Origin of the sequence: Flavobacterium sp. W21_SRS_FM3 (assembly GCF_052113625.1) — a bacterium.
GTDB lineage: Bacteria > Bacteroidota > Bacteroidia > Flavobacteriales > Flavobacteriaceae > Flavobacterium.
Genome location: NZ_JBGQOD010000009.1, coordinates 112,104 through 122,556, shown reverse-complemented (window position 1 = coordinate 122,556; position 10,453 = coordinate 112,104). Strand labels below are relative to the sequence as shown.

Genomic DNA, 10,453 nt, shown 5'->3' with positions numbered 1-10,453 from the left:
ATTTGTCAGATTACTGGCGAGATCAATACGGCTATCACAAAAAGAGCGATAGAATTATCTATTTTAAAAATGAAGGAGCAACCGCCAGCTAAATTTGCATGGCTAAATATAGGAAGTCAGGGACGTAAAGAACAGCTGCTTTTGACAGATCAAGATAATGCGTTGGTTTTTGAAGAAGTATCTAAAGAAAAATATGATGAAGTTAAAGATTATTTTGTGCGATTAGCGGAAAATGTTACCCATGTGCTTAATATTGTGGGATATGAATACTGCCCAGCTGAAATGATGGCTAGTAATCCTTTATGGTGTAAGTCTCTAACAGAATGGAAGGCACAGTATTATTCATGGATACATAATCCAGGAGAAAAAGGGATTCTTATGTGCTCCATATTTTTTGATTATGATTTTGTTTATGGAGATAAAGCGTTGGTCGATGCTATAACAGATGCTATTTTTAAAAACATCAGTGACAACCAAATTTTCTTTGCGTATCTAGGAGGAGATGCTTTAAAAAACCCACCTCCATTAGGTTTTTTTAGGCAATTTTTAATAGAAAAAGATGGTGAACATAAAGATAGTTTTGACCTGAAAGGGCGGGGGTTAATGCCTCTTATAGATGCTGCTCGGTTGTTATGTCTAGATCAAAAAATTGTAGAGGTAAATAATACGCTCTTAAGATTTAAAGAACTGGCTAATGTAGAGCCGCAAAATGCCTCCATATATGAAGCTTGCTCTGAAGCATTTTCTGTTTTACAAAAATTTAGGACTCTTGAAGGATTTGCAAGTAATTCGGGTGGGAGGTATTTGGATTTAAATAAATTATCAAAATTAGATAAGGTAAAGCTTAAAAATGCATTTCATCCCATTCGTGAGGTTCAAGAAATTCTTAAAACTCGTTTTCAACTTACTTACTTTACATAAATGAAGCTACTCGATTGGTTTATAAAAGATAGAAAACAATATCCAGTATTTTGGCAAAACTACTTGGCTTGCTTTGACACTAAAGCAGATAAAAATAACGAACAAAGATTTGTCGTTTTTGATACAGAAACCACTGGCTTAGATTTTAAGAACGATGTAATTTTGTCAATAGGCGCTATTGCAATTCATAGAAATGTAATAGTAGTTAATGATTATTTAGAATTGTTTTTATTGCAAGATATTTTTAAAAAAGAATCTGTACCTATACATGGTATATTAAAGGACGGTAGAGAGGAAAAGCTAAAGGAAAGTCAGGCTATGATTCAATTTATTGAATTTATAAAGGACGCTATTATTGTGGGTCACCACGTGCGTTTTGATGTTCAGATGATTAATCAGGCGTTAAAACGAATGGGTTGTGGGAAATTGAAAAATAAAATAATCGATACAGATAAATTATATCAAAAATTTAAAGGTTTGCAGGAAGACCAGCACACTGGATTAGACGAATTATGCAGTATTTTTAAAATTCAGAAAAGTGATAGGCATACAGCATTTGGAGATGCTTACATTACTGCATTAATTTTTTTAAAACTGAAAGCCAAATTGAAAAATCAATAATATGCTTGTTTGGAGAGCAGGGAATTAAAATACGTTTTTTTTTAATAAAAACAAAAAACCCAAACATTGCTGTTTGGGTTTTGTGGTACCTCCAGGGATCGAACCAGGGACACATGGATTTTCAGTCCATTGCTCTACCATCTGAGCTAAGGTACCGCGCTTATTGCGGTTGCAAATATAGAATGTTTTTTTGTTTGTGCAATACATTTTTTAAAAAAAATCTATTCGTACCTTCGTCAAATCAAAAAGGAATAGGATGATTTTAACTATAGATGTTGGAAATACAAGAATAAAAGGTGCTGTATTTGAAGGGAATAACCTAATAAAACACCTTGTTTTTGACAAAAAAGAGCTTTTCGAAGTGCTATATAAAACAGTAAAAAATTTTAAAAAAATTACTCATTTAATTGTTGCCTCTGTTGGAGATATTGAAAAAGATGCTTTTTTAGAATTCGAAAATGATCTCGAAGTTTATTTTATATCTCATCATGATCCCTTACCTTTTAATAATCGATACAAAACTCCGGCAACCTTGGGTATCGATAGGATGGTGCTTGCTGCTGGTGCAACCTTACAATTTCCTAATAAAAATAGATTAGTCATAGATGCAGGTACTTGTGTTACCTATGACTTCATTGATGCTGATGATAATTATATGGGAGGCGCTATCTCTCCGGGCTTGCGTTTGCGTTATGAATCGCTGCATAATTTTACATCTAAACTTCCTTTACTGAAATTAGAAGATGCGGAGGATTTTGTGGGTAAATCTACAACTGAGTCAATTCACTCCGGAGTGGTAAATGGTTTGGTCTATGAAATTGATGGTTTTATAGATGAATATAAAGCACTAAGCGCAAATTTTATAATAATTTTAACGGGTGGAGATACAGAATTTTTGGCTAAACGATTAAAAAATACCATATTTGCCAATTCAAATTTTCTATTAGAGAGTTTGAACCAAACTTTTCAATATAAAATCAACAATGATTAAAAAAATTATAGTAAGCGCTTGTTTGCTTTTATCGCTAGTTTCCTTTGCACAAGAAGGAACTTCTTCTCCATATTCTTTTTACGGTATCGGTGATGTAAGGTTTAAAGGAACTGTCGAAAGTCGTTCTATGGCTGGTGTTGCGGTAGAGCAAGACAGTATACATATCAATTTAGAGAATCCATCTAGTTTTGCTAATTTAAAATTGACCACATTTACTGTGGGAGGTACTTATTATACTACTAAATTAAAATCTGATTCTAAAACTGAAAATGCAAGAAGAACTACTTTAGACTATCTAGCAGTAGGTTTGCCATTGGGGAAATTAGGAGTAGGTTTTGGTCTGATTCCTTACTCTTCAGTAGGTTATAAAATTGAATCGTTATCTGACGGAAGTACTGGAACTAATAGTCGCTATAGTGGTACGGGAGGTTTGAATAAAGCATTCCTAGGCGCGGGTTATAAAATCACTCCAAATTTTAGTCTTGGAGCCGATGTGAATTATAATTTTGGTACTATCCAAACAAACAGCTTAGAGTTTATTACAGATGTTCCGGTAGGAACCAGCGAGTCAAATTCTTCTGTGTTATCTGGTTTTAATTTTAATATTGGTGCAATGTTCCAAGCTAAAATTAGTGACAAATTAATGGCTTACAGTAGTGTTAATTATGCATTAGAAAGTACGTTAAAGTCGGAGAACACTAGAAATATTTCTACTGTATTGTATAATTCAGGTTTTGATGTGGCTGTAGTGGATGTTCTTGATGAACAAAACGTAAATAGAGATTTGACTTTTCCGAGTAAAATATCTTTAAGTGCTGGTATTGGTGAATCTAAAAAATGGTTAATTGGAGGAAAGATTTCTTACCAAAAATCTCCTGGTGAAGCAAACACTTATAATGAAGCTGATAATGTTGGTTATGGTAGATATGGAAGTGTTAGTTTAGGAGGTTATTATATTCCAAACTATAATTCATTTAATAATTATGCTAAAAGAATTGTTTATAGAGGAGGTTTGAAATATGAGAAAACTGGATTGATGATCAACTCTGAATCTATAAATAATATGGGTGTTATGCTAGGGGTTGGTATGCCTGTTTCTGGAACATTTTCTAATGTGAATATTGGTTTAGAATTAGGAAAAAGAGGAACAACTTCTGCAGGATTAGTGCAGGAAAATTATGCTAATGTTAGTGTAGGTTTTTCTTTTAATGACAAGTGGTTTCAAAAAAGAAAATTTGATTAATAATAAAACCTTATATTTATATACCTCTTAGTCAATATTGATAGATGACTTTATTAAAAAAATATAAAATATTACACTTAGTCACAGCTCTTGCTGTGACTCTGTTTTTTGGGTGTGAGAGTAATTTTAAAGAAATTCAAAAAATTAATTACACTGAATTTACTCCTAGTGGTGATGCTGATAATGTCGATTTAAAGTACACCGATTCAGGTCTTATAAAAGTTGTTTTAGTTAGTCCTAAAATGTTGGATTTTTCAAGTGTGAACTTCCCTTTTACTGAATTTCCAAAAGGAATCGATGTTACTTTTTATGATGAAAAGGGTAAAAAAACAAGAGTTACTTCTAAATATGCGGTTTCTTATAAGCTTACTGGAATCATAGATTTGCAAGGAAAAGTGAAGATTGCTACAGAGCAAGGACAAGTTCTTGAAACAGAACAATTGTATTACGACCAGAAGAACGAATGGTTTTTTACTGAAAAAAAGTTTAAATTTACTGACGTAAAAGGGTCTTCCAATGGTCAAGGAATTGACTTTAGTAGAGATTTTAAAGTAGTAAATTCACAAAGAATAACGGGCGAATTCGATTCTGCCGAATAAATATCAAAATTGCATCTTATGGGTTACATGAAATATACACCTTACATTTACCTTATCTTTGGATTGTACTTTATTTACGATGGAATCGCAAAATGGAATGAGCCAGATGCTACTCCTATCTTGAGTCTTCTGATAGCTAGTGTAGCAATCTTTATGTTCTTTTTCAGGAGGAACTTTGCTAAAAGGATGGAAGACCGTAAAAACAAATCTTAGTATATGGAAGTTAGCATTATAATATTATGCTTAATACTAAGTGCTTTCTTTTCTGGGATGGAAATTGCATTTATATCTTCGAATAAAATATATCTTGAGATAGAAAAAAAGCAAGATAATTTTCTTTCAAAAATACTTACTAAGCTTACTGAAAAACCTTCTAAATTCATTGCTGCCATGCTTATTGGTAATAATATAGCACTGGTGGTTTATGGTTTTTTTATGGGAGAGTTGTTAATGCAATGGATTGGTACTTTGCCTTATCATTTTTCAGATTTATCTAATTTGTTTATTCAAACGGTATTATCAACGATGTTGGTTTTAATCACTGCGGAGTTTTTTCCGAAAGTGTTTTTTCAAATTTATGCCAATACGCTCATTAAGGTTTTTGCTATTCCGGCTTATTTGTTTTATCAGCTGTTTTACTTTGTCTCTACATTTTTTATTTGGGTATCTGATTTTGTGCTAAAGAAATTTTTTAGAACTGATGGGGATCAAATTCAGCTTTATTTTAGTAAAGTAGAATTAGGAGACTACATCAATGAGCAAATGAGTACGGTGGAAGATGATGAAGAAGTAGATTCAGAAATTCAAATGTTTCAAAATGCCTTAGATTTTTCTAGTGTGAAAGCGAGAGACGTGATGAGTCCAAGGACAGAGATAGTGGCTATTGAATTATTTGATCACATTGATGATTTAAAAGCCTTGTTTATTGAGACTGGCTATTCTAAAATTGTAGTTTACCAAAATTCACTCGACGATATTCTGGGCTACGTGCATTCTTTTGATTTATTTAAAAAACCAAAGACCATAAAGTCTGTTATCATTCCGGTAGAATTTGTTCCTGAAACTATTTTTATTAAAGACGTGATGAGTCTGCTTACTAAAAAACGTAAAAGCGTTGCTGTGGTTCTAGACGAGTACGGAGGAACATCTGGAATTATAACTATTGAAGATATTGTAGAAGAACTGTTTGGTGAGATAGAAGATGAGCACGATTCAGATGAAGAATTAATTGAAAAACAGCTGGAAGAGGATGTTTACGTTTTTTCAGCACGTTTTGATGTAGAGTATTTAAATCAAACATATAAATTAGCGATTCCTGAGAGTGATTCTTATGGTACTTTGGGGGGATTTATTGTAGATTTTACCAAAGAAATTCCACAGGTAGGAGAGGAGATAGCTATTGGTAACTATCATTTTGAAATTGAAGAGGCTACAAATAAGAAGATTGAATTGGTTAAATTAACCATAAAAGAGTGATTTATTTTATAAAATTATTTTTTTTGTAAAATAAAACGCTACTAGTATAATTATTAATTAGATAATTGTATTTTCGCAAACTGAATATAAAATTAACAACAATAAAAATGGCAGTTTTATCAAAAATTAGACAACGTTCCGCTTTAATGATTGCAGTAATCGCAATAGGTTTATTTGCATTTATCATAGGTGATTTGTTCAAAAGTGGTTCTTTCAACAGTACATCTAAAGATGTAGGAAGTATCAATGGAAATGGAATAGCATTTGAAGATTTCAGAATCAAAGTGAGTAATGTTGAAAAAAGCGGTGAAGGAATTACTTCTACTGCTGCAGCAAATAGAGTTTGGGATCAAGAGGTTTCTGTAGCTTTATTAACTTCTGAATTTGAAAAACTGGGACTTAGAGTTGGAGAAAAACACATTTTAGAAGTTTTAAAAGCAGATCAAAATATTGGTAAAAACCCAATGTTTATGAATGCAGCTGGTATCTTTGATATTGCAAAATTCAAGGAATATTTTAAATCTAATCCTGCTCAAGCCCAATACTTGAAAGACAGAGAAAAAGATGCTGAGTTAAATGCAAAATTTCAAATCTATAATACATTAATAAAATCGGCTGTATTTGCTACTGCAAGTGAGGCTAAGTTGAAATATGAAATGGAAGCTAATAAAGTGAACTTTGCTTATGTGGCTGGATTGTACTCAACAGTTAAAGACAGTGAAGTAAAAGTTACTGATGCTGAAATTGTAGATTATATGAAGAAAAACGAGAAAAAGTTCAAAGCTGATGAATCTCGTGAAGTAGAATATGTTTTAATCGAAGACAAAGCTTCGAAAGAAGATGAAGCTGAAGTTAAATCTAAAATAAACGGATTATTATCTGGAAGTGTGGTATACAACCAAGCTACAGGTAAAAATGATACTTTAGCAGGATTCAAATCTGCTAAAAATACAATTGAGTTTGTAAACTCAAACTCCGATGTTCCTTATGACTCTACGTACATTGCTAAGAAAGACTTACCAGCGGTTGATGCTGATAAATTATTTAATCTTGCGCCAGGTGAAGTTTATGGTCCTTATATGTTTGGAAAATACTACTGTATTTCTAAATCGATGGGTAAGAAGTTAGGAGTAAATGCTAAAGCAAGTCATATCTTAATTAGCTATGAAGGAACTCAGGTTCCAAATCAAAAAGAAATCAGAACTAAAGAAGATGCTAAAGCAAAAGCAGAAGCTATTTTAGCACAAGTTAATGCAAATCCTGATAGTTTCTTAATGTTAGCTTATACTAACTCTGACGATTCATCAGCACAACAAGGTGGTGATTTAGGATACTTTGGTCCAAACCAAATGGTGAAGCCTTTTAATGACTTTGTATTTAATAACGGTATTGGTAAAGTAGGTTTAGTAGAGACTCCTTTTGGTTTTCATATTATTAAAATTACTGATAAACAAGACGGAATACGTTTAGCAACTGTTGCTCAAAAAGTGGAAGCTTCAGAAGCAACTTCAGATAAAATATTTACACAGGCAACTAAATTTGAAATGGATGCTACTGATAAAGATTTTAATAAAGTTGCAAAAGAAATGGGACTTACAGTTTCAGCTCCAGTTACTGTATCTGCAATGCAAGAAAACTTTGGTTCATTAGGAAATCAAAGATCTATTGTAAGATGGGCATTTGAAGATGATTCTAAAGTAGGTGCTGTAAAACGTTTTGAGGTGGCTAATGTGGGTCACGTTATTGCAAAAGTAAAAAGCATTGATAATTCAGGATTAGTTTCAGTAACACAAGCAAGACCTTATGTTGAATCTATTCTTAAAAACAAGAAAAAAGCAGCAATCATAAAAGCTAAAATGACAGGAAGCTCTTTAGAGGCAATTGCTAAAACGGTAGGTTCTACAGTTCAGCAAGCTACTGATGTAGTTCTTGAAAATCCAACACTTGCGGGTGTAGGTCAAGAGGCTAAAGTAGTAGGAAATGCATTTGCATTAGCTGCTAATAAAATGTCAGCTCCTATTGAAGGGAACACTGGAGTTTATGTTGTTAAAAACATCAGCACCGTAAAAGCGCCAGCTCTAAAAGATTTTTCTCCTTATGTGGCAAAATTAAAAGCACAGTCTGCTGGGGATGTAAACAGAGTATTACCTGCTCTTAAAGACAATGCAGATATTAAAGACAATAGAAAACAATTTAATTACTAATATATAAGTAGTTATTATTAATTCCATAAAAAAAACTCGATAATTAGTATCGAGTTTTTTTATGCGTTTTTGTATCGCTTTTTAAATAGTAAGTTGAGATAGTATCAACGGTTATAAAATCATTTCCTCGTAAGATAATAAGGTGTCAAATCCTTTTGAGTGAAAATAAGCTTTAGGATTAACTTGTGAAGTGACCATTACAAAATCACCACCCCAAGCACCCAAGCTTTTAATTTGTCCGTTGAAATCAGGAAACAGTGTTTCTTTAATTGTACTAGTTTCTAAAACGTGACTCATCTCTACCTCGTGTTTCTCTATTGCGTGTTCAAAAGTTTCGATTTTCGTTGAAAGAATTATTTCTGCTGTTAATCGGTTAATTTTAGCTATGCTTTTTTCTAAATGACTAGATTTATTATCCTGATAGTTGGCAATGGCTGTTTTGCTACTTTGTTTTTTATTGAGATAAACAAAATAGATGTTTTCAGAGAAGTCAGGATCGAAAGTTATGTTTTGGACAATAGGTTTTCCTTCTTTTAGGGAGTATACTATAGGGGTGTCATTTTGAGCGCAAGCAATATCATAACCACTTCCTCCAAAACTTGAATTAAGTAGCTTAAATGCATCTATACAAGCCCACTCAGCAATGTTATTAATCAAAGTAGAAGAGGTGCCTAGTCCCCATTTTTTTGGAAAGCTAAGCTGCGTTCTAATTGTATACCCTGAACTACTGTTCAAAAATTGAGGGTTCATTAAGTAAGCTTCGTGCAAAATCTTAATTAATGTGCTTTTTACAGATTCAGAATGTACTTTTGGCTCAATAATATCAGTAAACAATATGGTGTCTTGGAACCAGATGCTGTCATCGGCATCATAGCTTTTCCATACAATTTCATTATTCGATCCCTCCTCCACAATCAAGTTTTGGCCAAACTTAGTTGGCAATGCAAGTGCTTTGGCACCATCTAATACGAGGTATTCTCCCGTTATCAATAGTTTTCCGTTGCTATAAAAAGTTTTCTTCATTCATTATAAGTTTTTCCGAGCGGTAGTATGACAGCTTTCTAAAAATTATTTTCGCATTGCTTCGATAAAGTCAACCACTGCGCTATGTGTAACTGCATGATGTTTAAAATGTTTGCTAATACTGCTTCTTTCGTCGTCATTAGTGTCAAACTGGTTCAGAATATTGTTCAGGTGCATTTTCATATGCCCTTCTTGGATACCCGTAGTGGTGAGTGAGCGAAGGGCAGCAAAATTTTGTGCTAAACCAGCGACTGCAACCACTTCCATTAGCTCTTGAGCTGAAGGGTTTTCGAGCATTTCTAAAGAAAGTTTAACCAAAGGATGTAAAGAAGTTAAGCCTCCTACAGTTCCAAGTGCTAAGGGCACTTCTAACCAAAAGCTAAAGATGCCGTCTTCGATCTTGGCGTGAGAAAGACTAGAGTATTGACCGCTTCTTGCTGCATAAGCGTGAATTCCTGCTTCCACTGCTCTAAAGTCATTTCCTGTGGCGAGTACTACTGCATCAATCCCGTTCATAATTCCTTTATTGTGCGTAACTGCTCTAAAAGGTTCTACCTCGGCAATTTGAACTGCTTGGACAAATCGTTGGGCAAAATCTAAGGGGTTTTCTATATGCTTTTCTTTTAAGTCCTCAACTGGGCATGAAACTTCGGCACGAACAATACAATTCGGTACGTAGTTCGACAAAATGCTCATTATGACTTGTATTTCTTTTTCTTCGGCCGTAAATAATTCGAATGCTAATGCTTCCTCTTTTAATGTTTTTGCAAATTGTTCTAAACAAGAATTGATAAAGTTAGCGCCCATACTGTCTTTGGTTTCAAAAGTCGCATGCAGCTGAAAATAATTGGGAAGTAAATTTGTTTTCTCTTGTAAGATGATGTCTAAAATACCGCCACCACGTTTTTGCATGTTTTTTGTAATGCTTTCCGTATTCGCGAAAAATTTAGATTTCACTTGTGCGAAAAATAAAACTAGTTTTGACTCGTCACCTTTGTAGATAAAATGAACTTGACCTATTTTTTCGGTATTGATAACAGTAGCTTTAAAACCACCACGTGTAGACCAGAATTTAGCTGATTTGGATGCTGCTGCAACCACAGAACTCTCCTCAATCGCCATAGGTATGGTGCTGAATTTGTTATTTATCAAAAAATTTGGAGCAACTCCAAGAGGAATATAAAAATTGGTGAGTGTATTTTCTATGAATTCATCGTGTAGCTTTTGCAGTTTTGCATCTGAATTCCAGTAACTTTTTAACAATGCAATTGCAGTTGTAGGAGTTGTGAAATATTCCTTAGCAATCCAATTTATTTTTTCTTCTTTGGATAATTTTGAAAATCCAGCAATGGGGTTATTCATTTTCAATTGATTA

10 protein-coding genes and 1 tRNA gene are annotated in these 10,453 nt (G+C 33.3%); 8 read left to right on the top strand and 3 right to left on the bottom strand.

The window, feature by feature from the left end; translation table 11 throughout:
- A partial coding sequence (locus tag ACEN2K_RS13270; RefSeq protein ID WP_441759817.1) for a DUF294 nucleotidyltransferase-like domain-containing protein occupies window positions 1–921 on the top strand: 921 nt, incomplete at its 5' end.
- Window positions 922–1,542 carry a 3'-5' exonuclease gene (locus tag ACEN2K_RS13265; RefSeq protein ID WP_441759816.1) on the top strand — a complete coding sequence of 207 codons (621 nt, stop codon included), beginning with the start codon at window positions 922–924 and terminating at the stop codon, window positions 1,540–1,542. It begins immediately after the preceding gene.
- Window positions 1,543–1,625: 83 nt separating this feature from the next.
- Here the strand turns inward: ACEN2K_RS13265 and ACEN2K_RS13260 are convergent.
- Window positions 1,626–1,698, bottom strand: a tRNA-Phe gene (locus ACEN2K_RS13260).
- Between the two features lie 100 nt (window positions 1,699–1,798).
- Here ACEN2K_RS13260 and ACEN2K_RS13255 point away from each other — a divergent pair.
- From ACEN2K_RS13255 to ACEN2K_RS13230, 6 genes are all read left to right on the top strand, one after another.
- Complete coding sequence (locus tag ACEN2K_RS13255) at window positions 1,799–2,533, top strand: type III pantothenate kinase (protein WP_441759815.1); 735 nt, start codon at window positions 1,799–1,801, stop codon at window positions 2,531–2,533.
- On the top strand, window positions 2,526–3,776 hold the full coding sequence (locus tag ACEN2K_RS13250) for a hypothetical protein (RefSeq protein ID WP_441759814.1): 1,251 nt from the start codon (window positions 2,526–2,528) through the stop codon (window positions 3,774–3,776). Before ACEN2K_RS13255 ends, ACEN2K_RS13250 begins: the two co-directional genes overlap by 8 nt.
- Window positions 3,777–3,820: 44 nt before the next feature.
- Window positions 3,821–4,375 (top strand): LPS export ABC transporter periplasmic protein LptC, encoded by a 555-nt coding sequence (gene lptC / locus ACEN2K_RS13245; protein ID WP_441759813.1) that lies wholly within the window; start codon window positions 3,821–3,823, stop codon window positions 4,373–4,375.
- Window positions 4,376–4,393: 18 nt separating this feature from the next.
- The gene (locus ACEN2K_RS13240; protein WP_441759812.1) at window positions 4,394–4,588 is read left to right on the top strand and encodes a hypothetical protein; all 195 of its coding nucleotides are present in this window, start codon (window positions 4,394–4,396) and stop codon (window positions 4,586–4,588) included.
- 3 nt (window positions 4,589–4,591) lie between these two features.
- Window positions 4,592–5,851, top strand: coding sequence for a hemolysin family protein (locus ACEN2K_RS13235; protein ID WP_441759811.1), 1,260 nt, complete (start codon window positions 4,592–4,594; stop codon window positions 5,849–5,851).
- A gap of 107 nt (window positions 5,852–5,958) precedes the next feature.
- Window positions 5,959–8,055 (top strand): peptidylprolyl isomerase, encoded by a 2,097-nt coding sequence (locus tag ACEN2K_RS13230; protein ID WP_441759810.1) that lies wholly within the window; start codon window positions 5,959–5,961, stop codon window positions 8,053–8,055.
- 111 nt (window positions 8,056–8,166) lie between these two features.
- Here ACEN2K_RS13230 and ACEN2K_RS13225 read toward each other — a convergent pair whose 3' ends face one another.
- A complete protein-coding gene (locus ACEN2K_RS13225; protein WP_441759809.1) occupies window positions 8,167–9,078 on the bottom strand; it encodes a GYDIA family GHMP kinase in 912 nt (303 codons plus the stop codon).
- Window positions 9,079–9,123: 45 nt separating this feature from the next.
- Entirely contained in the window at window positions 9,124–10,440 is a 1,317-nt protein-coding gene (locus ACEN2K_RS13220) for a hydroxymethylglutaryl-CoA reductase, degradative (RefSeq protein WP_441759808.1), read from the bottom strand.
- Between the last annotated feature and the right edge of the window lie 13 nt (window positions 10,441–10,453).

Bases quoted from the DNA above. Each gene is read 5' to 3' on its own strand.
- ACEN2K_RS13265 (WP_441759816.1), top strand. From the start codon at position 922: ATGAAGCTACTCGATTGGTTTATAAAAGATAGAAAACAATATCCAGTA.
- ACEN2K_RS13255 (WP_441759815.1), top strand. From the start codon at position 1,799: ATGATTTTAACTATAGATGTTGGAAATACAAGAATAAAAGGTGCTGTA.
- ACEN2K_RS13250 (WP_441759814.1), top strand. From the start codon at position 2,526: ATGATTAAAAAAATTATAGTAAGCGCTTGTTTGCTTTTATCGCTAGTT.
- lptC (WP_441759813.1), top strand. From the start codon at position 3,821: ATGACTTTATTAAAAAAATATAAAATATTACACTTAGTCACAGCTCTT.
- ACEN2K_RS13240 (WP_441759812.1), top strand. From the start codon at position 4,394: ATGGGTTACATGAAATATACACCTTACATTTACCTTATCTTTGGATTG.
- ACEN2K_RS13235 (WP_441759811.1), top strand. From the start codon at position 4,592: ATGGAAGTTAGCATTATAATATTATGCTTAATACTAAGTGCTTTCTTT.
- ACEN2K_RS13230 (WP_441759810.1), top strand. From the start codon at position 5,959: ATGGCAGTTTTATCAAAAATTAGACAACGTTCCGCTTTAATGATTGCA.
- ACEN2K_RS13225 (WP_441759809.1), bottom strand. From the start codon at position 9,078: ATGAAGAAAACTTTTTATAGCAACGGAAAACTATTGATAACGGGAGAA.
- ACEN2K_RS13220 (WP_441759808.1), bottom strand. From the start codon at position 10,440: ATGAATAACCCCATTGCTGGATTTTCAAAATTATCCAAAGAAGAAAAA.